Origin of the sequence: Modestobacter sp. VKM Ac-2982, from assembly GCF_026967935.1 — a bacterium.
Lineage (GTDB): Bacteria > Actinomycetota > Actinomycetes > Mycobacteriales > Geodermatophilaceae > Modestobacter.
Window position 1 is genome coordinate 459579 of sequence record NZ_JAPVBL010000002.1, and the last position, 23147, is coordinate 482725.

Consider the following 23147-nt stretch of genomic DNA (forward strand, 5'->3'; position numbering starts at 1 on the left):
TCCTGGGGATCTGGCGAGGGGCTCGCTGCCTCCATGGCCCATAAGCTCCCGGCATGGCTTCCAACCGCAAGCCACTCGACGACCTGCGTGAGACCGTCGGTCGGCTGGGAGATCAACTCCCGCGGTCCGGTAGGCGGGGCGTGGACGACCTGGTGAGCGACCTCTTCGGCGGCCGCCCCGTACCCGCTCGGCCGCTGGTGGCGATCCAGGCGGAGCTCGATGGGCTCATCGGGCTCGACGTGGTGAAGGAGCAGGTGCGGGCGCTCGTCGCCTTCCTGCAGGTGCAGGCGCGCCGCAAGGTGCACGGCCTGCCCGAGGCGGCGACGTCCCAGCACCTGGTCTTCCTCGGGAACCCGGGTACGGGCAAGACCACGGTGGCGCGGCTCCTGGCCGAGACGTATCGGGCGGTCGGCTTGCTGCAGAAGGGCCACCTGGTGGAGGTCGATCGGGCTGCCCTGGTCGGGCAGTACGTCGGAGCGACCGCGATCAAGACCGACCGCGTGGTCCGCCGGGCACTCGACGGTGTCCTCTTCATCGACGAGGCATACTCGCTGGCCCCGGAGGGCGACGGCCGGCTGGACTTCGGGCCGGAGGCGGTCGAGGTGCTGCTCAAGCGCATGGAGGACCACCGCCATCGCCTGGTGGTGATCGTGGCCGGCTATCCCCGGCTCATGGAGTCGTTCCTGCGCTCGAACCCCGGCCTCCGCTCGCGGTTCGCTCGCGAGATCGAGTTCCCCGACTACTCGACGGAGGAACTCGAAGCGATCTTCATCAGCATCGTGGCCCAGCACGAGTACCTGCTGGAGCCCGGTGCTGAGGTGACGCTCCGCCGCACCCTCGCTGGCCTGAGTTCCGATGAGGAGTCCGGCAACGCGCGCTTCGCACGCACGCTGTTCGAGCAGGCGCTCAACCGCCAGGCGCTGCGGCTGACGCGGGACGAGGGCCGGAGCGTGGACGCGCTCGACCGTGCCGACGTGTCGACGCTCACCGCGAGCGACATCGCCGAGGCTGTCCGCACGCTGGGCGAGTAGCCGACGTGTGGAGCCGAACTCTCCGGTGACGACGCTGGCTCGGTGGGCGACACCTCGGCGGTCCCGCCGGTGGCGGCCCGGCTTGCCGGTCGGTGTGCCCCGATGAGGGTTCAGCGCTGGTCGCGGCGCAGCGGGTGGTCGTCGGGGACCTCGACCACGGCGATCCGGACGCCGTCGGGGTCCTCGATCCACATCTCGACCAGTCCCCAGGGTTCTGCTCGAGGCGGTCGCGTGATCGTGACACCGGCGTCCGCCAGCCGCCCGTGTTCCCGGGCGACGTCCCGTACCTGCAACCAGAGGCCCAGCCCCACGGGTGGCTGCTCGGCATGACCGGAGACCTCCAGCAGGCCGTTGCCCAGGAAGTAGACGACGCCGCGATGCTCCGGTGGGCCGAACTCCCGGTAGACGGCCAGGCCGAGGACGTCGCCGTAGAACGCGTGTGACCGCGTCGGCTCGGTCGGTCGCAGCAGGATGCGGCTGCTCAACACCTCCATCGCAACATCCTCCGTCAGGCGTGCGGTCGCTCCGCGGAAGGCCGCGCCGCGGGCCAGCTCACGCATCGGACGAGCAGCCCCGCGGGGTGACGAGCTGACCGGCAGTGCAGCCAGGTCACCGGCGAGCGGCGATGACCTCCCGGCCGCGGTCGGAGGCGGGGAACCGATCGATCATCGCGCGCAGCTGCTCGGCGTCGACGTCGGCGCCGAAGGGCTCGGTTCGCGGCTCGAGGCGCACGCCGTGCGCGAGAGGGCCGGCGACGACCGCGTCGAAACCCAGGTCGGAGACGATCCGAGCAACGGTGTCGAGGTCGGCGATCTCGTCCCCGGCAATCGCGATCGCTTTCCGGCCGGGATCGCCGACGCGGCGGGTCTCGCCTTCCAAGTCGTGGTAACCCATGTGGTTGAACGCCTTCACCACCCGGGACTCCGGCAGGAAGACCTGCACGATCTCGCTGGTGGAGGTGCGCGGATCGGTGAGGTCGTCGCGGACGCCATCGACCTCCCACCAGTAGTTCATCGCGTCGATGACCAGTTTCCCGGCCAGTGCATCGACCGGCAGAGTGCGGTACTTGCCCAGCGGCAGGGCCAGGACGACGACATCCGCCTTGAGTGCGGCATCAGCCGCGGTCGTCGTGGTCGCCCCCGGGGCGAGCACCTCCACGGTCAACGCGATCTTCGCTGGGTCGCCCGAGCCGGCGACCAGCACGTCGTACCCGTTCGCGATCGCGAGACGGGCCAGCACGGTGCCCACCTTGCCGGCGCCGAGGATGCCCAGCGTGGTCATGCCTGCACCTCCGGCGTGGCGGCCGATACGCCGTCGCCAGCGGCGAGGAGCTCGCGCACCCGGGGGAGGAGATGGGTGCCGTAGAGCTGCGTGGTCATGGATGAGCCCTCCTGTCGCCATGAAGTTGAGCGTTCACCTGCTTGCAACGGCTCGACGCTCCCGGTGTTCCAGCCGGCCAAGGCCGGGTGACCGCGCCGGGCCCATCAGGAGTCCGCGAACCGCCGCGCAGGCCCGACGTCGGCTCGTCGAGCAGGTGGAGGGGGTCAGTAGTCCCCGCGAGGGTTCAGGTGGCGACGATGACCGTGCCGCCGTGCGTCACTTGAGCACTCGGTGCTCGAAGCCTTCGCCGTCCTGCCAGATCACGTCGAGACCCAGGTCCATCGACGCGGCGCATGAGAGATCATCTCGGGACGGTTCACCGGGCAGCAGCACGGCCACCCGGTCGACGAGAGTCCGGTCGGCGGCGAGGTTCATGAGGTAGCGGTACCGGTGCACCTGCCCGATTGCCGGGAACAGTCCGTTGACGGTGGCCTTTGCCTCGATGATCAGGCGGCGACGCTCGTCGTAGACGTCCGCGAAGAGGCCGGAGTCCCCGTCCCTCCTGATCGGGTGCTCGAGCCTCGGCTTGTAGCCGAGCGTCGCGACGTAGGCGTCGACGAGGTGGGCCTCGAGCTTCCTCTCGTCGGCGAGCGCCTGCGCGACCGTGGTGGTCGGGTCCGCGAGCCGTGTGGCCGCGAGCGCCAGCTCGCCGCGGGCGCGCCAGCACTTCATGGCGTACAGCTCGAGCTCGCGCCCCTTGAGCCGCTCGTGCATCGCCCGGTAGACATCGGCGTGCCGGTACTCGCCGCGGAGCGCTTTGAAGGTCTGATGGATCGTCCGGTGCCCGCCGTCGGCCTTGGTCGGCCGGCCGAGGGTGAGCACGGCCTCGGCGACCTCGGCGAGCGGCGCCCCCTGCGGGTCGGTCGGTAGAGGCCGCCGGTACCTCTCCGTCGCGAGGTCGTGCGCGAGCGCCCCGGTCGACTCGAGGTCGATCACTGCCCGCAGGACGGGCTCGATGGTGAGCGACGGCGAGATGCCGAGGGTCTTCGCGAGGTGCTCCCGGGTGTCCTCCCAGGTGGCGGTGCCTGCGGTGCCGAGCTGCTGCTCGATGTAGCGGGTCGCACGGCCCACCCGGTGCTCGAGGGTCGGGCCGAGCGGGGACGTCACGGTGCGACCGCCCCGACGGCCTCCAGCAGCGACGGGACCGTGCGGGCGACCTGGGCCTCGGTCGTGACCTGCACGATGTCGGGGCGCGGTGCGGGCCGAGCAGGGGCGCGGGCGGTGAGCGTGGCGCACGGTGGCGCGGCAGGCGACGTCATGACCGCGACCGTGCCATGCACCAGGCGCTACGCGCAGGGCAGGAGCTTCGGGACTGCCCGTCCGCCTGGCGGTCCAGGACGAAGCCGTGACGGGCCCACAGTCAGCGTCGTTCATGCATGCCGCGGACCTGACCTGCGGCGATGCCGTCACGTCGGAGCATCTGGTGAACACGATCTCGGTCCGGGGCCACTGTCTCTCGATCAGGGATCACCCCGCAGGCCGGTGACCTGTGACCATGCGGTGGGCGGGTGGGGCCGGAACCCGCGACCCTCGTAGCCGGGAGGGATTGTTGCCGGGCGGGGGCGGGCCACGCTGTCCGCATGCGTGTCCTCCTGGTGGCGTCGCCGATGATCGGGCACGTCCTTCCCCATGTGCCTGTGGCGCTGGCGCTGCAGGCCGCTGGACATGGCGGGCTCCTGGCCACCGCCGCCGATGGCGTCGGGGCCGCTCGGAGGGCCGGGGTGCCCGCCCATGACGTCGCACCCGGGCTCAGCATGAGCCCGGTCATGATCCGCTCGCTTCTCCGGCATCCCGTCCGGATCGGCCGGATGGTCCGGGGCGACGAGGGGACGGACGGGGTCGGGTTGCTGTTCGCCGCGGTCAGCAAGGCCATGACGCCCGGCACCGTGCAGCTCGCCGAGGAGTGGCAGCCGCATCTGGTCCTGCACGAAGGACTGGCCGCCGCCGGCGCGATCGTCGCAGGCCGGCGAGAGGTGCCGGGTGTCCTGGTCGACGCCCTGTTGTTCGATGCCCGTGACCTCTTCCATGCCGTCGCGAGGAGCCTGGGCAGGACCCCGCTGAGTCACGCCGACGACGCCCTCCCCGAACCTGTCGACGCATTGGTCGCCGTTCCCGCGAGCCTCCACGAGCGTGCCCGGATCGGGCGGCCGATGAGGTACGTGGTCGCTGCTGGACACGGGGACGTACCGGAGCAGTTCACGCGACGTGGCACCCGGCCGATCCTGCTGGTGTCACGCTCGACGGTCGATGACCCGCGACCGGATCGGCTGATGACCCGGGTGGTCGATGCCGCGAGGGACGCGGACCTCGACGTCGTCCTGGTCCGGCCCGATCGGGCGGTCGCCCGCCGGACTCTGCCGCCGAACGTGACGACGACGGACTGGCTGCCCTTCGCAGACGTCCTCCCTCACGTCGCTGGCGTCGTCCACCACGGTGGCGCGGGCACCCTGATGAGCGCGCTGGCCGCTGGGGTGCCCCAGATCGTCGTCCCGGGCGCCGGAGACCGTACGAAGCACTCCCGCCTCGTCGCAGCACGGGGTGCGGGCCTGGCCGTGCCGCTCGACGAGCTGACGTCCGCCACGCTGGAGCGGCTCGCGACGGACCCGGAGCTGCGGGCGACGGCCGGCGAGGGGGCCGCCGAGATCGCCACCATGCCTGATCCGTCGGAGGTCGTCGGTGACCTGGAGGCTCTGGTGCGGTGATGGCGCATGGGTCCACTGGGCGGCATGTGCCCGGACCGTGCGGCACCGTGTCGACCGGTGCAGGATGATCGGCGGCAGGGCGGTTGCTGCTGCGCCGGACCCCGCCGGGGGTGCACGATGCCGCCGGGACACGCTCCGCGGCGGCGCGCGGCGGCCCCGGTCGGCGATGAGGGGGCGGGGTGAACCTCGAGAAGGTCGTGTTCGGGTTCTTCGTCGTGCTCGCCGCCACCCTGAACTTCGGGTTCTTCCTCGGCGACATCGACGACCCGACGATGCACAACCGGTACGAGCTGTTCGCCGCGGTCGTCGTCAACCTCATCGCGACCGTGCTCAAGTTCGGCGACCGCACGCAGCTCGGCGCGGTGCACCTGGCCACGAGTCTCGTCGCCGACCTCCAGCTCATCGCCGCCGCCCTCGTGCTCGGCTACGCGGCCTACGTCTCCACCGCCGGTCTCACCGCCGCCACGACGGCGAGCATCGTGTCGCTGTCCGGTGGCGCGTTGTTGGCGAACCTGGTCTCGGTCGTGCTGCTGGTCGTGGAGACGGCGTCGTTCCACCGCGGGTGATCGGAGGGCGTTGTGGGCAACCCCCTGCTGCTGATGTGGTGGCGCCTGCTCGCGTGGGACGACGACGGCCGGCGGGCCGGCGGACCCCCGCCGCCTGAGGTCGCCGTACCGCACGCCGAGGCGTCGGCCCCGGTGTTCCTCGTGCTGCGGCGGATGCGCGCCCCTTTGATCGTGCTCATCGTCGTGTTCGCGGTGAGCGTGCTGGGGCTGACGCTGGTCCCCGGCGAGGACGCGGCCGGCCGGCCGTGGCGGATGGGCTTCTTCGACGCCTTCTACTTCATGAGCTACACCGCGACGACGATCGGCTTCGGCGAGATCCCGTACCCGTTCACCCCCGCCCAGCGGATGTGGGCGATGGTGTCGATCTACCTGAGCGTGATCGGCTGGGCGTACGCCATCGGGTCGCTGCTGGCCCTGCTGCAGGACCGCGCCTTCCGCGCCGCCCTGGCCCTCCAGCACGTCACCCGCAAGGTCGGCCGGTTGGGGGAGCCGTTCCTGCTGCTGGCGGGCTACGGGCGCGCCGGGGAGCTGCTCGGGCACGCGCTCGACGGGCTCGGTCGCCGTTTCGTGGTGCTCGACCGGGCCAACGAGCGGATCGACGACCTGGAACTGGACTCCTTCCACGCCGACATCCCCGCCCTGGTCGGTGACGCCCGGGACCCCGGCCACCTCGCCGTCATGGGTCTGGGCTCCCCGTCGTGCGAGGCGGTCGTGGCCCTCACCGACGATGACGAGGCCAACCTCGCCGTGGTCATGGCCGCGGCCCTGCTCCGTCCTGAGCTGCCGGTCATCGCCCGGGCCACGACCGTGGCGATGGCCGAGCGGATGCAGGCCTTCGGCTCCCCCTCCGTGGTCAACCCCTTCGACCGCTACGGCGACCACCTGTGCCTGGCCGCGCGCGCACCGGCCACCTATCGACTGCTGACCTGGCTCGAGCGCGGGCCGGGCGCGGAGTTGCCCGCCCTCAGCCACCCACCGCGGGAGGGCCGCTGGGTGGTCTGCGGGTACGGCCGGCTCGGCCGGTCGCTGGCCGCGGACCTGCGCGCGGAGGGCCTCGCGGTGACCGTCGTCGACCCGGGATCGGGCGGGGCCGATGAGGACGCCGGTGACGACCTCGTGGTGGGGGACGGCGTCGACCCGGACGTGCTGGCCCGCGCGGGAGTGGCGACCGCGGTGGGGTTCGTCGCGGGTACGGACAACGACATCACCAACCTCTCCCTCGTGGCCGCCGCCCGCCGGGCCAACCCCGGCCTGTTCGTCGGCGCCCGGCAGAACCGGCCGGCCAACGCCCCGCTGTTCGCGGCGATGGAGATCGACACCCTGCTCGTCCCCGCCGAGGTGGTCGCCCGGGATGTGTACGCCCAGCTGGCCACGCCCCTGCTGTGGCGTTTCATCCAGGAGATGCCCCGGCAGGGCGACGCCTGGGCGGCGGAGCTGGTGGAGCGCCTCACCGCGTTGTGCGGCCGGCACCTGGAGGGGCTGTGGACGCTCCCGCTGACCCCTCGGGCGGCACCGGCGCTCGGGAGCTGGCTCGCCGGCGGTGACGCGCGCCTGGGCGACCTGCTGCGCAACCCCGACGACCGCGACCGGCAGCTGCACGCACTGGTGCTGTTGGTTGTGCGCGAGGGGCAGGCGACGCCGACCCCCGGTGCGGACTTCCTGCTGGCCCCGGGGGACGAGCTGCTGCTGACCGGGTGGGCCGCTGCCCGCCGCGCGCTCGCGACCACGCTGACGGTGGATTCCGTCCGGGAGTACGTGGTCTCCGGGAACTTGGTGCCGGCTGGCTGGGTGTGGCGCCGGCTGAGCCGGGACACCCGCGCGCCGGAGCCGGTCGCCGGGCGCCGGCCGGGCTGAGCTCGCCGGTGAAGGTGGTCTCGGAGCGCCTGGGCCACGCCAGCGCCACCATCGCGCTCAGCGTCCACCAGCACGTGCGCCCGGGCGTGGGCAGCGAGGCAGCCGACCGATTCACTGCGCTGCCCGAGGGCTGACCCGAGGCGCGAAGTACCACGCGGGAATCACATGGTCCTCCCGATTCCTGACACGGCAACGCCCCGGGGCTCCTGAACTGCAGAAGCGCCGGGGCGAAAGAGTGTCCGAGGGGCGACACGGTACTTCCGCACACGCCTTGGAGACGTCGGCTGACGTCCGGTCCTCGCCAGGCGGGACCGACAGTCGTAGGCGTCAGCCGGTGCGAGATGCGCAAGACCCGTACGAGCACTTCGTCGTCGCGGATGGAGTAGACGACGCGGTACTGACGTCTGCGGGCGGGCCAGTGATCGGCGATGCGCCCACGTCTCACGTCCTGGTGCGTCACGTTCTGCACACGCTTCGCCCGCCGATGCCGAGGGGCGGGCAGCCAGTGCCTACTGTGACTCGCGTAACCGGCCGACCGCCTCGGTCGGCCCACGACGTCCGGGCGGCACGGGCACGCCCGGCCGCCCCGGGGGACGCGCGGTCGCCTCGTCGGGGCCGACGTGGTCGTCGTGCTCGACAAGGGAGAGACATGCGCACCAAGCTCCACACCGTTGCCGCGGCCGGCGCCGCGGTCGTCGTCCTCGCCTCCTGCTCCTCCGGCGGCGACGGCGGGGACTCCACCGCCTCCGGGGGGCTGACCGGCGAGGGCAGCGGCGAATCGTGCACCATCGAGGGCGAGGTGCCCATCGGGGCGGTGCTCAGCCTCACCGGCGCAGCGGCCAGCTACGGCGAGTCCCAGCAGCGCGGCCTGGAGCTGGCCGCCGCGGAGCTCGCCGAGCAGGACGGCGTCACCTACGACCTCACGATCGAGGACGACCAGACCGACCCCCGGCAGGCCATCACTCTCTTCGACCAGTTCGTCTCCGACGACTCGAGTCTGATCATCGGGCCGACGCTGTCCAACGCCGCCGTCCAGGCCGACCCGATCGCCCAGGACGCCGGCGTCCCGGTGCTGGGCATCTCCAACACCGCCGCGGGCGTCACCGAGATCGGTGACTACATCTTCCGCGACTCCCTCACCGAGCAAGCGGTCATCCCGCAGACGATCGCCCAGGCGACCGAACAGTTCGGGCTGGAGGACGTCGTCGTCATGTACAGCAACGACGACGCGTTCACCGAGTCCGGGTACGAGGCGTTCACCGCCGCCCTCGAGGACGAGGGCGTGAACGTCAGCGAGACGATCACCTTCTCCAAGTCGGACACCGACTTCCGCGCCCTGCTGACCCAGGCCCAGGAGAGCGACCCGGATGCGCTGGTCGTCTCGGGGCTGATCGAGGCCGCGGTACCGCTGGTGACCCAGGCCCGTGAGCTCGGGATCGATGTGCCGATCATCGGCGGCAACGGGTTCAACAACCCACAGCTGATGGCCGACGCCGGCGAGGCAGCCGAGGGCGTCGTCGTCGGCGCCGCCTGGAACTCCTCGTCCGACAACCCCGAGAACCAGGCGTTCCTCGAGGCCTACGAGGCCGAGTACGGCGCGCAGCCCGACCAGTTCGCCGCTCAGGCCTACACCGGGCTCAAGCTGGTCGACCACGCCGTCCGCGCCAACTGCTCCGCGGAGCGGGACGACATCCAGGAGGCGCTGGGGCAGATCGAGGACCTGCCCACCGTCCTCGGTGAGTTCTCCATCGACGAGAACCGGGACGCCAACCACCCGGCTGTCGTGCAGGTGGTCCAGAACGGCGAGTTCACCGTTCTCGAATGACCCGGCGCGTGGCGCCGGTCGGCTGACCGGCCGGCGCCGCGCTGCGACCCCGCCGGGGCCCCGGTCCTCGGACCGGGGCCCCGGGCGCGCGTGTCGGCTACCGTGCCCGGGCACCCACGACGAGAACAGGCAACGCTGTGCAGCAGCTCCTCAACGGCATCTTCATCGGCTCGATCTACGCGTTGTTCGCCATCGGCTTCACGCTGGTCTTCGGCATCCTCGACCGGCTGAACCTGGCGCACCCCGCGGTCTTCGCCGCTTCCGCCTTCGTCGGCATCGAACTGGTCGAGCGGGGTGGGCTGTCCCTCTGGGCCGCCCTGCCGATCGTGTTCGTCTTCGGTGCCGTGTTGGGCCTGGTCATCGAGCGCGTGGCGTTCCGGCCGCTCAAAGGCCGGGCCGACGCGCACTTCGCCGGGCTGATCTCCTCCATCGCGCTCGCCGGCATGTTGGTCGCGCTGCTGCAGTGGCGCTACGGCCCGGACACCCGCCGCTTCCCGCCGGGCTCTTTCCCCGACACCCGGTTCGAGTTCGCCGGTGCCCAGGTGACCCTCGTGCAGGTGGTGATCCTCGCGATCTCCCTCGCCCTCATGGTGGGCCTCACGTACATGGTCACCCGGACGCGGCTGGGTCGGGGGATGCGCGCGGTCGCGGAGAACCCGACGGCGGCGCGGGTGCTCGGCGTGGACGTCGACCGGGTCACCGCGGTCACCTTCGCGATCTCCTCGGCGCTCGGCGCGGTCGCCGGCGTGCTGTTCGCCATCAACGTGAACACCGCCCAGCTGGGCATGGGCTCGGCGATCGAGCTCAAGGGCCTGGCCGTCATCATCGTCGGCGGCATGGGCTCGCTGCCCGGCGCGCTCATCGGCGGGCTGCTGCTGGGCCTGGCCGAGGTGTTCGCCGTCCAGTACATCGGCTCGTCCTGGAGAGACGTCATCGCCTTCGGCCTGCTGTTCGTGATCCTGCTGCTGCGCCCGCAGGGGCTGCTCGGCGCGCGGAAGGTCCGGGAGGTCTGATGCTTGACCAGTACGCCACCACCCTGACCTTCATCGCGCTGGGCGCGATCTTCGCCTACTCCTTCTACGCCGTCCTCATCGCCGGGCAGCTCAGCCTCGGCCAGGCCGGCTTTGCCTCGCTGGCGGCGTTCTCCGGGGCCTCCCTGGCACCCAGCGGGGCCGACGTCGGCGAGATCCCTGCGCTGCTGATCGCCGTGGTGATCGGCATGTCGGTCGGCGCGCTCGCCGCCGTCGTCCTCGGCCTGCCGACCATGCACCTGCGCGGGGTCTTCCTGGCGATCGCCACCCTCGGGTTCGCCGAGGCGGTGCGGGTGGTGCTGCTCAACCAGGAGTGGACCGGTGGTGCCCAGGGCCTCGGGGTGCCCCGCATCCTCACCGTCGGCATGGCCTGGACGGCGCTCGCGCTGGTGGCCTACTGGTTCTGGCGGATGGGCCGTTCCCGGTACGGCCGTGCCCTGGAGGCCATCCGCGAGGACGAACTGGCCGCCCGCTCCATGGGCATCGACGTGGGTCGCCACCGGCTCGCCGCCTTCGTCACGGCAGGGGCGGTCGCCGGGCTGTACGGCGTCCTCTACGCCTACTACGTCCGGCTCATCGCCCCCGGCGACTTCGACTTCATCGCGGCCGTCGAAGGGCTGGTCACCGCGGTGGTCGGTGGTTCCACGATGTTCCTGGGGCCGCTGCTGGGCAGCGGGTTCCAGACGATGGTCCCGGAGATCCAGCGGGCGGTCGGGGTGGAGGCCGGCTGGATCCGGCCGTTCCTCGCCGGCCTGCTGCTGCTGGTCGTCATCCTGTTCCTGCCCGGTGGTCTGGCGAGCCTCATCCCGCGCCGGACGCGCTTGCCGTCCGAGGACGACGACGCCGCCGGCTTGGCCGGTCGTCGTCACCCGGCGGCCGGCGAACCGGTGGTCACCCTCGCCGGGCTGGGCAAGGAGTACGGCGGGGTGCACGCCGTCCGTGGCGTGGATCTGGAGATCCGGGCCGGGGAGGTGGTCGGCCTGATCGGCCCCAACGGGGCCGGCAAGACGACCCTGGTCAACATGATCAGCGGCTTGGTCCCGCCCAGCACCGGCAGCGCGACGGTGCTCGGGACGGCGATCGGCAGCACGCCGGTGCACCGGATCGCGGCGGCGGGGGTGAGCCGCACGTTCCAGCACTCGAAGCTGTTCAACCGGCTGTCGGCGCTGGAGAACGTGCTGGTCGGCGCCCACCTCGTCAGCCGGCCGACCTTCCTGCGGCGGCTGCTCTGGCTGCCGTCGGCGCGCCGGGACGAGCGGACGGCGCTGCGGCAGGCGGCCCGCTGCCTGGAGCGGGTCGGGCTGACCTCGCTCGCCGCCACCCGCGCCGAGGCCCTGTCCTACGGCGACCAGCGCAGGCTGGAGATCGCCCGCGCGCTGGCCTCCGACCCGTCCCTGCTGATCCTGGACGAGCCGGCCGCCGGGATGAACCACGTCGAGGCTGCCCGGCTGTCGCAGCTGATCAGGTCCCTGGCGCAGGACGGGCTGACCATCCTGTTCATCGAGCACAACGTCGGCATGGTCCTGCAGACCTGCAGCCGGGTCGTCGTCCTCAACTTCGGCGAGGTCATCGCCAGCGGTGCGCCGGAGGCGATCGCTGCCGACCCCGCGGTCATCGAGGCCTATCTGGGCTCGGCCGACGACGACGTGGACGGCGGCCTGCTCGCCGAGGGAAGCCGCGCGGACGGGGCCCCGGCCGAGGATGCGCCACCGGATGCGGTCATGAACCTGCGGACCGGTGACGCCGGCACCCTGGACACACCGGACACCGGCCCGAGGGAGGCGACATGAGCGACCCCATCCTCACCGTGGAGGGCCTGCGGGTGACCTACGGACGGGTGGAGGCGGTCCGGGACGTCTCGTTCCGGGCGCAGCAGGGCTCGCTGGTGACGCTGGTCGGGGCGAACGGGGCGGGCAAGTCCTCGGTCATCAACGCCGTTTCCGGCATGCTGCGGCCGGCGGGCGGGCGGATCACCTTCGAAGGTCAGGACATCACCCGGACGCCGGCCCACAAACTGGTGGGCCGCGGGCTGGTGCAGGTGCCGGAGGGGCGTCAGATCCTCGCCACGCTCACCGTCGAGGAGAACCTCCAGATGGGAACCTGGCACTCAGGGACCGGCGGGGCGCGCTCCGTCGACGCCATGTACGACCGGTTCCCGGTGCTGGCCGACCGGCGGGCGCTGCCGGCCGGTGCCCTGTCCGGTGGCGAACAGCAGATGCTGGCCATCGCCCGCGCCCTGATCGCCGGGCCGAAGGTCATGCTCATGGACGAGCCGTCGATGGGGCTGGCGCCCAAGATCGTCGCCGAGGTTTTCCGTGTCATCGAGGAGATCCGTGCCTCGGGGACCACGGTGGTGCTCGTGGAACAGAATGCCCGCCGGGCGCTCCGCGCCGCCGACCACGGGTACGTGCTGCAGAGCGGGGAGGTCGTGCACTCTGGCCCGGCCGGTGAGCTGCTCGCCGACGAGCGCATCGTGCAGGCGTACCTGGGGGTCGAGAGCGGCGGTTGACGGCCGGCGGCCCGTCGTCCCAGCACGTGCAGCCGCTGTGCTGCGACGCCGCTCGCACGCTGGCGCGGGCGGCGAGGGCCTGCCGCCGGGATCGGTGGAGAACGTCCGATGATCCGAGGAATGCAGGCTGCCCCCGCTCGACCGCCGGCCCCACCCCGCCCATGACCAGCCCGGTCGGCCCGCGCCGTCGCCCCGGTGGCGCGAGCTGCGCCCGATGCTCCCGCCCGTCCCCACCCTGCCGACGACCACCACGAGGCTCGCGCAGGCCGCCGACATCGGCGATCTGCGGCTGCTCGCCCGTCGGCGCGCGCCCCGGATGGTCTTCGACTACGTCGATGTCGCTACCGAGAGCGAGCGCTCATTCCGGGCGTCCGTCGAGGCATTCCACCGGGTCACCTTCCGACCGCGCGTCCTCCGCGACGTCGGCACCGTGTTCACCAGCACGGACGTGCTCGGGCGCAGCATCGCTCTCCCGCTCGTGCTGGGCCCGATGGGCTTCACCCGGATGACGCACCGCGCCGGCGAGTCGGCCGTTGCCTCGCGCCGCTGCAGCGGCCGGAATCCCCTACACGCTGTCGACGATGGGGACCACGACCGCCACCGACGTCCGCTGCGGGCCCGGGCTGCCGTCGCCCCGCCACGCTCTCGGCAGGCCCCTTCAGGAAGCGGCGCTCGCGGCGGCCCAGGCCGAGCGGACCTCAGGGCAGAGGCACGCCGACTGCTCGGGTCACGGTGGTGATGCGATCGTCGATGCCGGTAGCCGCTGGAAGCGTCGCTCCAGCGGCCACCGCGGCTCGCCACTCTCTCTCACGTGCGTCGACTGCCTGCGTCGCCACCAGCACGTCCGCGGCCCGGGTGCGGGGGATCACGATGACGCCACTGGCGTCTGCACGGACGACGTCACCGGGCTGCACTAGAACCCCGCCGCACTGTATCGGCACGTTGATCGACCCAGGTCCCTCATTGGAGCCGGTGGCCGGGTGAGCGTTGCGTCCGAAGACCGGCAGCCCGACCGCGTCGATGCCGTCGATGTCACGGACGGCTCCGTCGACGATGACGCCGCGACAGCCCAGGGAAGCGAGCGCGGAGGCGACGATGTCACCGATGACCGCGGCGTCCTCACGGCCGCCACCATCAATGACGAGAACGTCACCCTCCCGGACCAGATCCGGAGCCTTGAGCACGAACAGGATGTCGCCCGGCTTGGTCCACACGGTGACAGCCGTGCCGCAGACCTCCGGGCCGCCGGCGAGCCGCCGAATCGGAGGAGCCACCACACCAACCGGACCGCCGGAATCGGCGATCTGGGTCGTGGGACATCGGGACAGTTCCGCGACGAGTTCCCGGTCGGCGCGCTCGACGCTCGTCTCGATGGTCCATTGACGGGGATGGGACTTGCTCATCGGATGCCCTTCCTTCTCGGCGGTCACCGGCCGGCGGTCGTGAGCCGCTGCATGGCTCAGTGCGGGGAGATCATCGTGCGTACTCGCGGCGGGCCGCGGAAAGGAGCAGCGGGGCGAAGACGCCGATGGCGATGATGATCAGGATGCCGAGCGACAGTGGTCGGTCGACGAAGACGGTCCAGTCGCCGTCGGCGATCAGCAGCGCGCGGCGGAGGTTGAGCTCCAGCAGCGGTAGGAGCACGGCGGCCAGGATGGCCGGGGTCAAGGGGAAGCCGTTCTCCTGCATGAGGTAGCCGATCAGGCCGATCGCGACCAGCAGCATCAGGGAGAAGAAACTGAACGTCAGGGCGTAGGCGCCGAGCATGACGAAGGCGATCACCCCGCCGTAGAGGAGCGGCGGCGGGACCTTCAGCAGGTTGATGAACAGCCGCACCATCGGCAGGTTCAAGACCAGCAGCATGGCGTTGCCAACGAGCATCGACGCGACGATGGTCCACACCAGCGGGCCGTCGTTCTGGAAGAGCTGCGGGCCGGGCTGGAGCCCGTACATCTGGAACACGACGAGCAGCAGGGCCGTCGTGGCAGAGCCGGGGATGGCGAGGGCCAGCATGGGGACCATCGCACCGCCCACTCCCGCGTTGTTCGCGGTCTCCGGGCCCGCGACGCCCTCGATCGCCCCCCTGCCGAACAGGGCCCGGCGTGCGCCCTTGGCGATGCGGCGCTCCAACGAGTAGGAGGCGAAGGACCCCAAGGTCGGCCCGAGACCGGGCATCACCCCGGCGACAAAGCCGACCACGGAGCCCCGGGCGTAGGGCCCGAGGGACCGACGCAGGTCCTCCTTGTTCATCCACGCCCGCTGCACCTTGATCGCGGCGGCTGTGGTGCGCTCACCCCGCGACAGGTGGCGCAGTGCCTCGGGGACAGCGAACAGCGCCATGGCCAGCAGAGCGATGTCGACGCCGTCGGAGAGCTCGATGGAGCCGAAGGTCCACCGCGGCACGGACTCCTGTGCGTCCAAACCGATGGTGCCGATGCACATGCCGACCAGCACCGCGATCAAGGCCTTGATCTTCGACCCGGTCATCAGGGACGTGGTCAGCGCCAGCGCGCCGGCCAGCAGCACCGCGTACTCCGCGGCTCCGATCGAGGTGGACAGGTCCACGAGGACCGGGGACAGGAAGACCAACCCCAACACGGCGAGCGAGCCGCCGATGAAGGAGCCCACCGCGGCGGTGGCCAGGGCGGGCCCGGCCTGTCCGTTCTTGGCCATCTGGTGACCGTCGAGGGCGGTGACCGCCGAGGCCACCTCGCCGGGGGTGCGGATGAGGATCGAGGTGATCGACCCGCCGTACATGGCCCCGTAGTACACGCCGCTGAGCAGGATCAGCCCAGAGGTGGCCTCGAGGCCGAAGGAGAGCGGGATCAGCAGGGCGATGGCGGTGATCGGCCCGAGCCCGGGCAGCACTCCTACGATGGTGCCGATCAGCACCCCGAGGAAGACGAACACCAGGTTCGTCGGGGTCAGTGCTCCGGCGAGCCCGGTGAGCAGTCCCTCTAGTGCCTCCATACCAGTCCTCCCGGTTCAACCCAGTACGCCGGCCGGCAACTGCACGTTCAGCAGCTCGGTGAACGCGTAGTAGACGACCACGGCGAAGATCACCGCGAAGACCAGGTTGCGTCTCCACCGCGGCCGGTCGATGACCGTGACCATGACGCTCAGGTACAGCGCGGTGGCGAGCATGTAGCCCAGCGGGATGAAGACGAGTGCGTAGCCGATGAAGAGCGCAACCACCACGGCGAGCCGTCGCCAGGACACTGGTGGCTCGCCGGGGAAGGCGAGCGCCTCGATCCCACCGGGCTCGCCGTCGGGCGTCGTGCCGGCGTGCTCGGCCGGCGCGTGCCGGTGCCGCATCCCGGTCAGGGCCAGCGCGAGACCGGAGAGGACCAGCAGGACACTCAGCGCCGTCGGCAGCGTGGCGGCACCCACCTCGGGGACCCTCCCGCTGGCCTGCTCGATGCCCCGGGCGCTGAGCAGCAAGAGCCCCCCAGCCCCGGCGACGACCAGGCCGGCGATCACGTCGGCCCTTCCTGAGCGCCGCACCGGGGCTGGGGTGTCCGTCCGTGGAGACGGACTCACTGCTGGCCGATCTTCTCGAAGGCCGCCGTCACCTGCTCGTTCGTCTCCTCGAGGTAGGTGTCCAGCTCGTCTCCCACCATGAAGGTGGTGACCCACTGGTTCTGCTCAGCTGCCTCGTCCCAGGACTGTGACTCGACGGCCTGCTGGAGGGCGTCCTGCCAGTACGTCACCGCGTCCTCGGGCATGTCGGGCGGGCCGTAGATGCCGCGCCAGTTGGAGATCGTCACGTCGTAGCCCTCCTCCACCGCGGTCGGCACGTCGGGCAGGCCGTCGAGCCGGTCGTCGCCGACGACGGCCAGGGCCCGCAGCTCACCGGACTCGATCAGCGGCAGGAACTCGCTGGCGCCACCGATGGCCACCTTGATGTCCCCGGACAGCAGTGCCGCGCTCTGCTCGCCGCCCCCGTCGTAGGCCACGAACTGGATCTGTGAGGCGTCGCCACCGGCAGCGTCGACCAGCAGGGCGAATGGCAACTGGTCGTCGGATGCTGCGCCGACCGGGACCGCGCCCGGGTCCGCGACGACCGCCTCCAGGACAGACTCCAGGTCCTGGTACGGCGAGTCGGCAGCGGTCACCACGACGTAGTACTCCGACAGCAGCCGAGCGATCATGGTGACGTCGTCGACGTTGAAGTCCGACTGTCCACGGGCGTTGTTCGTCATCATCACCAGTGAGGTGACCGACACCTGGTCCTCGGCTCCGGCGTGCCGCTCGACCATCTGCTCGGTCCAGACCGCCGAGGCCCCGCCCGGGTGGTTCTCGATCGGCATGGCGACGTCGACGATCTCCTCCTTCTTGAGGACGTCGACGAGCGTGCGCATGGTGAGGTCGAAACCGCTTCCCGGGTCGGCCCCGACACTCATGGTGACCGGGCCGCTCGGGTACTCCTCCGAACTCCCGGACTCCGACCCGGCATCGCCGGAACATCCGGCCGCAGACACGCCGACGACGACGGCCATGGCCAGCAAGGGCATTCTCTTCATGAGTTGCTTCCTTCAGCGAGGGGAGGGACAGCTGACGTACGTCTGCGAGGGCGGGCCCGGGGCCGGGTGGATCTGCTCAGCCGTCCCCTCCGCTCCGCTGGTGCCGGCGCACCACGTGGGTGTTCCGCACCCCCTCGACGCGGGTCCTGGGCAACCCCGTCACGTCCCCGCCGGTTGCGGCAGCACTTGCTGGGCGGGCGGGTCGTGCAGCACCCAAGACGGGTCGGCCTTGCCGAACGAGGACTCCAGCGGGTGGCCAACGGCTGCCCGGACCGGCCCGCGCGCGATTCGGATGAGTGCGTCGAGGTCGACGCCGGTGTCGACCCCCAGCAGGGACAGCAGGTGCACCAGTTCCTCGGTGGCGATGTTGCCGGTGGCGCCCGGGGCATAGGGGCAGCCGCCGAGGCCGCCGATCGAGGAGTCGTAGTGGGTGACGCCTGCTGCGAGGCCCGCTAGCACGTTGGCCATTCCCAGGCCGCGGGTGTTGTGCAGGTGCAAGGTGATCGTGGTCTGCGGGAACGCGTCCGCCAGGCGGCGGCACATGTCGTAGACGTAGGCCGGGTCGGCCAACCCGGCCGTGTCGGCGAGGGTGACGTGCCCGACCCCGGCGTCGGCGTAGAGCCCGGTCACCCAAGCGACCCGATCGAAACCGGTGCGACCCTCGAACGGGCATCCCAGGGATGTCGCCATCGCACCGACCAGCCGGACGTCGTTTGCCAGGCCCAGCTCGATGGCGGGACGGAGGAGTTCGAACGCCGCCTCGGTGGGGCGGTTGGCGTTGGCGATGCTGTGCGCATCGGTCGACGACAGCATCAGCTCCCAGACGTCGGCGTCGCACTCCATGGCTCGCTGGGCGCCTTTGAGGTTCGGGACGAGCACCGAGTACTCCACGCCGGGGACCTTGGTGCACCCGGCCATCACGTCCGCGGCGTCGGAGAGCTGCGGTACCGCGTCCGGTCGCACGAAGGAGGTCAGTTGCAGCGCCGGGATCCCGGTTGCGGCCAGCGCGTCGATGATGTTGATCTTGTCGGCGGTCCCGATCACAGCGGGCTCGAGCTGAAAGCCGTCCCGTGGGCCCACCTCCTGGATGCGCACGCTGGCGGGAAGGTCGAAGGGCAGGCCGCCCATCCCGGCGGCGTAGCCCTGGGCGGTCTCGAGCGTCGTCATCAGATGATCCCCTCCTCGCGGAGACCGGTGATCTCCTCCGGTGTCATCCCGAGTCCGGTGAGGACGTCGTCGGTGTGCTCACCCAGGGCCGGGCCGGCGTTGCGGACGGCGCCCGGGTTCCTGCTGAACTTGGGCACCACTCCGGGCAGGGTCACGGTTCCCAGCTGCGGGTGGGCCACTTCCACGAGCATCTCTCGGGCGGCGTAGTGCTCGTCGGCGAAGATGTCCTCTGCGCTGTACACCACGGAGTGCGGCACGCTGAAGTCGTCGAGCCGGGTCTCGAGCTCACTGCGGGTGCGTTGGCCTGCCCAGTCCGCCAACATCTGGTTCATCTCCTCGCGCCGCTCGAGCCGAGCCCGATTGGTGCAGTACCGGGGGTCGGTCAGCAGATCCTCGCGGTCCATGGCGGCAGCGAGCCGGGCGAACGTGCGCTCCGTGCTGGTCACGATGACCATCCACTGCCCGTCCTTGGACTCGTAGATCCCGGCTGGCGATGAGGCGGCCAGCTCATTCCCGGTCCGCTGCCGCACCGTGCCCAGCACCGCGTACTCGGCCACCACCACCTCGAGCATGCGGAAGATCGACTCGTACAGCGCGACGTCGACCTCCTCCACGGGCCCGCCGGTGACCTTCAGCTGGTAGATGGCAGCCAGGGCTCCCATCGCGGCGTACATCCCGGTGAGGTAGTCCACCAGGGAGACCGAGGGCAGCACGGGGGGTCGGTCGGGGAAGCCGCTGATGTGGGCGTACCCGCTGTACGCCGTTGCGGGCGTGCCGAATCCCGCCTTGCCCTTGTTCGGGCCCGTCTGCCCGTACCCGCTGACCCGGACGATGATCAGATCGGGGTTGGCCTCCCGGAGCCGCTCGGCACCCAGTCCCCACCGGTCAAGGGTGCCCGGCCGGAAGTTCTCGATCAGCACGTCCTGGTCGGCCAGCAGCCGCAGAAGCACCTCCTGCCCCTGTGGAGACTGCAGATCGAGTGTCATGCTGCGCTTGTTGCGGGCCGACGCCGCCCAGGTCAGCGACGTCTCGCCCTTGAAGGGGCCGAGCGCACGCAGTGGGTCGCCCACTCCGGGCATCTCGACCTTCAGTACGTCGGCGCCCATGTCCCCGAGCAGGGCGGCGGCGAAGGGGCCGGCGAAGACCGTGGCGATGTCGAGGACACGAAGGCCGGACAGCGGACCACTCATGCGATCGACTCCTGTGGGGTCGGCGAGCTGGCGTCGCAGCCCAGCTCGGCGGAGATGACGGTGGCTGCGGTGCGTGCCCGTTCGATGACGACCGAGCGGTGCGCCTGGTCGGCCAGTCGAGTGGCGGTGCCGGACACCACGAGCGCGGCGATGACGTCGTCGTGGCGGTCGCGGATCGGTACGGACACCGCGGAAGACTCCGGATCGCGCTCGCGGGCGCTGAACTCCCAGCCCTGCGCACGGACGAGGCGCAGGAGATGGCGGTAGGTGTCCGGATCCCAGGATGTGCCGGGGTGGTCGGCGGCGCTGCGCGCAGCGAGCGCCAGAGCGGTGGACTCGTCGAGCCAGGCAAGCAGCACCCGACTGCTGGCGCCGAGGTGGGTGGGCAGGGGAACCCCGATCTGGCCCGCTGTCCGGACCGTGCGAAGGCCGACGACCATCTCCACGGGGACACGAGTGTGGCCGACGAGAACCTGCAGCTCGACCGTCTCGCCGGTCGCGTCGCGCAGCTCCTTCATCAGCGGCAGGGCGATGCCTCGCACCTCGACACCGTCGGAGGCCCGCGCGCCGAGCTGCAGCAGTCGGGAGCCGAGCCGAAAGCCGCGGCCCTCGGTACCCAGCAGCCGGTGCTCGGCCATCGCCCCCATGAGCCGGTACGCGGTGGGCGCGCTGATCCCGATCCGGGCAGCTACCTGCGGCGGCTCCAGGCGGTCGGTCCCGTCCCCGAAGGCGTCGAGGATCGCCATCACCTTGTCGAGAACACCGACACTGGACATGGGCTCTCCAACATGTGGACGGGCGGTTCATTTGTTGGACCGCAACGTACACGACTGCTGTGATGCAGCCCACGTTACCGTCCAGTAACTTGGGGTCCTCAGTCGCTAGTTGCACGTCCATTCCGATCGTCAGCTCGGCGTGCACCCGGCGGACCCGTAGGTGCCCCCCGAGGCAGGTGCACCTCCCGGGTTCAAGGCCGAGCTGGTCCGCAACAAGGGCCCATGGAAGAGCATCGACTGATCCCACCCGCCGAGCACGAGGAGGACTTCTACCGGCACAACACCGCGGCGACTACCGTCGTCGCGTCAGTTCCGAGCCTCCACTGAACCCGGGGCGGGACACCGGCACGAGGACCACGGCCAGCGGGTTGTGCGATGAAGTCCTTCAGGCATCCAGCGGACGTGCCGACACCAGAAGCAGCAGAACCCCCACCGGCCTGATGACCGTGGGGGTTCAACTCGGTGTCCGAGGGGCGACACAGTACTTCCGCACACGCCTGCGCCGGCCACGACCTGGCGGTCAGCGGTAGGCGTCGGCGCGGTGCGAGATGCGCACGACCCGGACCAGGATCTCGTGGTCGTGGATGGAGTAGATGACGCGGTACTGGCCTCGTCGTGCGGACCAGTAGCCATCGAGTTCGGAGCGCAGCGGCGTGCCGACGCGGTGGGGATCCGTGGCGAGCGGTCCGTAGAGGAAGTCGACGACCGCTACTGCGACCGGCTCGGGGAGGTCGAGTTCGATGGCCCGCTTGGCGGCTGCCGACAGGACGACGGTGTATGTCTGGGGCCCGGTCACCGGCGGCGGGCTGCCAGTGCGGCCCGCACCTGGGCCTCGTCGTAGACCTCGCCGCCGGCCATCTCGTTCTCGGCCTGCCGGATGTCGGCTCTGGCCTCGGGATCCGAGAGGATCTCCAGCGTCTCCATCAGGGACTCGTAGTCCTCGACAGCGAGAAGTACGGCGACCGGGCTGCCGTTCTTGGTGATCGTCACTCGTTCATGGGTGCCGGACACCTCGTCGATGACCTGGCTGAAATGAGCCTTGACCGCGGCGAGCGACTGCGTCGTCATGACCATTATTGTGGTCATCATTCCCGGTGTCGTTCGAGGTGTGCCGCCGAGATCGGTGTGGGCCGGCCAGTGCCCGGCGACCGCGCACGCGCTACGGCAGGCCGTGAGCGCAGCCGCAGGCGCGCGGCAGGTGACGTGGCTGCGCGAGGGCGGGCTCAGGACCGAGTGTCGCGGAGATCAGCCTCCTCCTCGCCATCGCGCGCGGCGACTGGACCCGGCAACGACGCCCCGTCCGCTGACGGCACTCTCCGAGGACCGGGCCGAAATCGTCCGCGCGTGGAAGCCCGAGACTCCTGCAGGAAAGCGCGGTACCACAGACAGATCGGTGTGCAGCAACCGGTGTGAGGGGCGACTTGCCACATGCGCACACGGCTTCGGTCATGAGGGCGGCCATCTGTCTCGGTCCGGGACTGCGCCGCGGCGCAGATCGGGGTGGTTCGCAGATCAGTCGGTCACGCCGGCCGCGGCGGCGTCATCGGTCTTGCGCACGCCGACCTGCCAGTCCTGGAAGAGCAGCTGGTGCTCATCGCGGATGAGCGGGAGGAAGGCCCGGATCGCTGGCCCCGCCGACATCCCGAACTCGTCGGGGAAGAGCGTGTGCTCGTAGTCGTCGAACACGATGACGCCACCGGGCCTCAGCAGTTGCCAGCACATCGCGGCGTCCTGGAGGACGTCGAGGACCAGGTGCGACCCGTCCACGTAGATGAAGTCGAATGATCTCTCGGCGAGGAACGGCAGGACCTGGTGCGACCGACCTCGTAGCTTCAGGACCTTGTGGTGACCAGCTGCGAGACCGATGTTGTGGTCGAAGTTCCGTTCCTGGCCCTCGTACTGCTCGAACGGGTCGACGCACACGAGCCGGCTGCCTTCTCCCGTGAGCAGGTTCTGGATCAGCCAGGACGCCGAGCGGCCCTCGTAGGAGCCGACTTCGACCGCTTGCAGGCCCGGCCTTCCGGCCAGGTGCCCGAAGTGCTGCATCCAGTGGTCCTCGTGGTGGGAGAACCAGTCCTGGGTGTAGCGACCGGCGCCGTCCAGCAGGCGCGGCTGCAAGGAGGCGGCGACCAGGCGGCGGAGTTCTGTCTTCGTGGTCGTGGACATGGCGCGCTGTCCGATCACGCGTTCCAACAGGCCGCGGATCTGCTCCCGGCCATAGGCGAAGCCGGCTTCGGAGATCCTGTCGGCGCGGTACCGGTCCTGCAGGGCCGCCAACTCCCCGACAGCCGCATCCCGGATCGCCGGCACCTCTGTGTCGTCGACGGCCTGCAGCCGCAGGCGCCTGAACCACTCGAGATACTGGGCCTGGAACGGCTCACTCAGCACTGCCATCCGTTGCCGTATCTCGGCCACCCGGTCTGGGGCGGTGGTGGGCGGTGGGGCTCCCGTGCTCATCCCCGACGGTGACGGACGGTCGGCGAGCGTCATCCTCGGTCATCTCCTCGACGGTCCGCGACTGGGAGACCATTGACCATAGGCCCCGAGGGCCCCGGCGGTGTGCGTCTCGGTGACCCGGAGCCGGACGGGGAGG

Annotated in this window: 24 protein-coding genes; 10 read left to right on the plus strand and 14 right to left on the minus strand. The window is 70.8% G+C overall.

What is annotated here, in order from left to right:
* Window positions 1-152: 152 nt before the first annotated feature.
* Window positions 153-1031 (plus strand): AAA family ATPase, encoded by an 879-nt coding sequence (locus O2W20_RS09130; RefSeq protein WP_269172943.1) that lies wholly within the window; start codon window positions 153-155, stop codon window positions 1029-1031.
* Between the two features lie 110 nt (window positions 1032-1141).
* Here the strand turns inward: O2W20_RS09130 and O2W20_RS09135 are convergent, their stop codons facing one another.
* From O2W20_RS09135 to O2W20_RS09150, 4 genes are all read right to left on the minus strand, one after another.
* Window positions 1142-1525 (minus strand): VOC family protein, encoded by a 384-nt coding sequence (locus O2W20_RS09135; protein ID WP_269172942.1) that lies wholly within the window; start codon window positions 1523-1525, stop codon window positions 1142-1144.
* Between the two features lie 115 nt (window positions 1526-1640).
* The gene (locus O2W20_RS09140) at window positions 1641-2312 is read right to left on the minus strand and encodes an NADPH-dependent F420 reductase (protein WP_269172941.1); all 672 of its coding nucleotides are present in this window, start codon (window positions 2310-2312) and stop codon (window positions 1641-1643) included.
* A 315-nt stretch (window positions 2313-2627) separates the two neighbouring features.
* On the minus strand, window positions 2628-3518 hold the full coding sequence (locus O2W20_RS09145) for a hypothetical protein (protein ID WP_269172940.1): 891 nt from the start codon (window positions 3516-3518) through the stop codon (window positions 2628-2630).
* Window positions 3515-3670 (minus strand): hypothetical protein, encoded by a 156-nt coding sequence (locus O2W20_RS09150; protein WP_269172939.1) that lies wholly within the window; start codon window positions 3668-3670, stop codon window positions 3515-3517. The genes O2W20_RS09145 and O2W20_RS09150 overlap by 4 nt, the downstream gene beginning before the upstream one ends.
* 321 nt (window positions 3671-3991) lie before the next feature.
* On the opposite strand from O2W20_RS09150, the gene O2W20_RS09155 reads away from it, so the two are divergent.
* From O2W20_RS09155 to O2W20_RS22770, 9 genes are all read left to right on the plus strand, one after another.
* Entirely contained in the window at window positions 3992-5113 is a 1122-nt protein-coding gene (locus tag O2W20_RS09155; protein WP_269172938.1) for a nucleotide disphospho-sugar-binding domain-containing protein, read from the plus strand.
* Window positions 5114-5292: 179 nt separating this feature from the next.
* Window positions 5293-5679 (plus strand): DUF6394 family protein, encoded by a 387-nt coding sequence (locus O2W20_RS09160; protein ID WP_269172937.1) that lies wholly within the window; start codon window positions 5293-5295, stop codon window positions 5677-5679.
* A 12-nt stretch (window positions 5680-5691) separates the two neighbouring features.
* Complete coding sequence (locus tag O2W20_RS09165) at window positions 5692-7533, plus strand: potassium channel family protein (RefSeq protein ID WP_269172936.1); 1842 nt, start codon at window positions 5692-5694, stop codon at window positions 7531-7533.
* An 8-nt stretch (window positions 7534-7541) separates the two neighbouring features.
* On the plus strand, window positions 7542-7667 hold the full coding sequence (locus tag O2W20_RS09170; protein WP_269172935.1) for a hypothetical protein: 126 nt from the start codon (window positions 7542-7544) through the stop codon (window positions 7665-7667).
* Window positions 7668-8182: 515 nt separating this feature from the next.
* Window positions 8183-9358: an ABC transporter substrate-binding protein gene (locus tag O2W20_RS09175; protein ID WP_269172934.1), complete on the plus strand. Its 1176-nt coding sequence runs from the start codon at window positions 8183-8185 to the stop codon at window positions 9356-9358.
* Window positions 9359-9495: 137 nt separating this feature from the next.
* Window positions 9496-10371, plus strand: coding sequence for a branched-chain amino acid ABC transporter permease (locus O2W20_RS09180; protein WP_269172933.1), 876 nt, complete (start codon window positions 9496-9498; stop codon window positions 10369-10371).
* Window positions 10371-12179, plus strand: coding sequence for a branched-chain amino acid ABC transporter ATP-binding protein/permease (locus O2W20_RS09185; RefSeq protein WP_269172932.1), 1809 nt, complete (start codon window positions 10371-10373; stop codon window positions 12177-12179). The genes O2W20_RS09180 and O2W20_RS09185 overlap by 1 nt, the downstream gene beginning before the upstream one ends.
* Window positions 12176-12898, plus strand: coding sequence for an ABC transporter ATP-binding protein (locus O2W20_RS09190; RefSeq protein WP_269172931.1), 723 nt, complete (start codon window positions 12176-12178; stop codon window positions 12896-12898). The genes O2W20_RS09185 and O2W20_RS09190 overlap by 4 nt, the downstream gene beginning before the upstream one ends.
* Before the next feature lie 214 nt (window positions 12899-13112).
* On the plus strand, window positions 13113-13637 hold the full coding sequence (locus O2W20_RS22770; protein WP_442928947.1) for an alpha-hydroxy-acid oxidizing protein: 525 nt from the start codon (window positions 13113-13115) through the stop codon (window positions 13635-13637).
* Here the strand turns inward: O2W20_RS22770 and O2W20_RS09195 are convergent.
* From O2W20_RS09195 to O2W20_RS09240, 10 genes are all read right to left on the minus strand, one after another.
* Window positions 13597-14328 (minus strand): RraA family protein, encoded by a 732-nt coding sequence (locus O2W20_RS09195; RefSeq protein ID WP_269172930.1) that lies wholly within the window; start codon window positions 14326-14328, stop codon window positions 13597-13599. The two genes, O2W20_RS22770 and O2W20_RS09195, sit on opposite strands and share 41 nt — an antisense overlap.
* Window positions 14329-14371: 43 nt before the next feature.
* Window positions 14372-15868 carry a tripartite tricarboxylate transporter permease gene (locus O2W20_RS09200; RefSeq protein ID WP_269172929.1) on the minus strand — a complete coding sequence of 499 codons (1497 nt, stop codon included), beginning with the start codon at window positions 15866-15868 and terminating at the stop codon, window positions 14372-14374.
* 15 nt (window positions 15869-15883) lie between these two features.
* Window positions 15884-16378: a tripartite tricarboxylate transporter TctB family protein gene (locus O2W20_RS09205; protein ID WP_269172928.1), complete on the minus strand. Its 495-nt coding sequence runs from the start codon at window positions 16376-16378 to the stop codon at window positions 15884-15886.
* 56 nt (window positions 16379-16434) lie between these two features.
* Window positions 16435-17421: a tripartite tricarboxylate transporter substrate binding protein gene (locus tag O2W20_RS09210; RefSeq protein WP_269172927.1), complete on the minus strand. Its 987-nt coding sequence runs from the start codon at window positions 17419-17421 to the stop codon at window positions 16435-16437.
* Between the two features lie 159 nt (window positions 17422-17580).
* Complete coding sequence (locus O2W20_RS09215; protein WP_269172926.1) at window positions 17581-18549, minus strand: hydroxymethylglutaryl-CoA lyase; 969 nt, start codon at window positions 18547-18549, stop codon at window positions 17581-17583.
* 38 nt (window positions 18550-18587) lie between these two features.
* A complete protein-coding gene (locus tag O2W20_RS09220; RefSeq protein ID WP_269172925.1) occupies window positions 18588-19778 on the minus strand; it encodes a CaiB/BaiF CoA transferase family protein in 1191 nt (396 codons plus the stop codon).
* Complete coding sequence (locus tag O2W20_RS09225; protein ID WP_331254105.1) at window positions 19775-20554, minus strand: IclR family transcriptional regulator; 780 nt, start codon at window positions 20552-20554, stop codon at window positions 19775-19777. The genes O2W20_RS09220 and O2W20_RS09225 overlap by 4 nt, the downstream gene beginning before the upstream one ends.
* Window positions 20555-21074: 520 nt before the next feature.
* Window positions 21075-21350 carry a type II toxin-antitoxin system RelE family toxin gene (locus O2W20_RS09230; RefSeq protein ID WP_269172924.1) on the minus strand — a complete coding sequence of 92 codons (276 nt, stop codon included), beginning with the start codon at window positions 21348-21350 and terminating at the stop codon, window positions 21075-21077.
* Window positions 21347-21622: a type II toxin-antitoxin system Phd/YefM family antitoxin gene (locus O2W20_RS09235; protein WP_269172923.1), complete on the minus strand. Its 276-nt coding sequence runs from the start codon at window positions 21620-21622 to the stop codon at window positions 21347-21349. The genes O2W20_RS09230 and O2W20_RS09235 overlap by 4 nt, the downstream gene beginning before the upstream one ends.
* Before the next feature lie 444 nt (window positions 21623-22066).
* The gene (locus O2W20_RS09240) at window positions 22067-23044 is read right to left on the minus strand and encodes a class I SAM-dependent methyltransferase (protein ID WP_269185493.1); all 978 of its coding nucleotides are present in this window, start codon (window positions 23042-23044) and stop codon (window positions 22067-22069) included.
* Window positions 23045-23147: the final 103 nt, after the last annotated feature.

Bases quoted from the DNA above. Each gene is read 5' to 3' on its own strand.
- O2W20_RS09135 (WP_269172942.1), bottom strand. From the start codon at position 1,525: ATGGAGGTGTTGAGCAGCCGCATCCTGCTGCGACCGACCGAGCCGACG.
- O2W20_RS09140 (WP_269172941.1), bottom strand. From the start codon at position 2,312: ATGACCACGCTGGGCATCCTCGGCGCCGGCAAGGTGGGCACCGTGCTG.
- O2W20_RS09150 (WP_269172939.1), bottom strand. From the start codon at position 3,670: ATGACGTCGCCTGCCGCGCCACCGTGCGCCACGCTCACCGCCCGCGCC.
- O2W20_RS09155 (WP_269172938.1), top strand. From the start codon at position 3,992: ATGCGTGTCCTCCTGGTGGCGTCGCCGATGATCGGGCACGTCCTTCCC.
- O2W20_RS09175 (WP_269172934.1), top strand. From the start codon at position 8,183: ATGCGCACCAAGCTCCACACCGTTGCCGCGGCCGGCGCCGCGGTCGTC.
- O2W20_RS09185 (WP_269172932.1), top strand. From the start codon at position 10,371: ATGCTTGACCAGTACGCCACCACCCTGACCTTCATCGCGCTGGGCGCG.
- O2W20_RS09190 (WP_269172931.1), top strand. From the start codon at position 12,176: ATGAGCGACCCCATCCTCACCGTGGAGGGCCTGCGGGTGACCTACGGA.
- O2W20_RS22770 (WP_442928947.1), top strand. From the start codon at position 13,113: ATGCTCCCGCCCGTCCCCACCCTGCCGACGACCACCACGAGGCTCGCG.
- O2W20_RS09200 (WP_269172929.1), bottom strand. From the start codon at position 15,868: ATGGAGGCACTAGAGGGACTGCTCACCGGGCTCGCCGGAGCACTGACC.
- O2W20_RS09210 (WP_269172927.1), bottom strand. From the start codon at position 17,421: ATGAAGAGAATGCCCTTGCTGGCCATGGCCGTCGTCGTCGGCGTGTCT.
- O2W20_RS09215 (WP_269172926.1), bottom strand. From the start codon at position 18,549: ATGGGCGGCCTGCCCTTCGACCTTCCCGCCAGCGTGCGCATCCAGGAG.
- O2W20_RS09220 (WP_269172925.1), bottom strand. From the start codon at position 19,778: ATGAGTGGTCCGCTGTCCGGCCTTCGTGTCCTCGACATCGCCACGGTC.
- O2W20_RS09225 (WP_331254105.1), bottom strand. From the start codon at position 20,554: ATGTCCAGTGTCGGTGTTCTCGACAAGGTGATGGCGATCCTCGACGCC.
- O2W20_RS09235 (WP_269172923.1), bottom strand. From the start codon at position 21,622: ATGACGACGCAGTCGCTCGCCGCGGTCAAGGCTCATTTCAGCCAGGTC.
- O2W20_RS09240 (WP_269185493.1), bottom strand. From the start codon at position 23,044: ATGACGCTCGCCGACCGTCCGTCACCGTCGGGGATGAGCACGGGAGCC.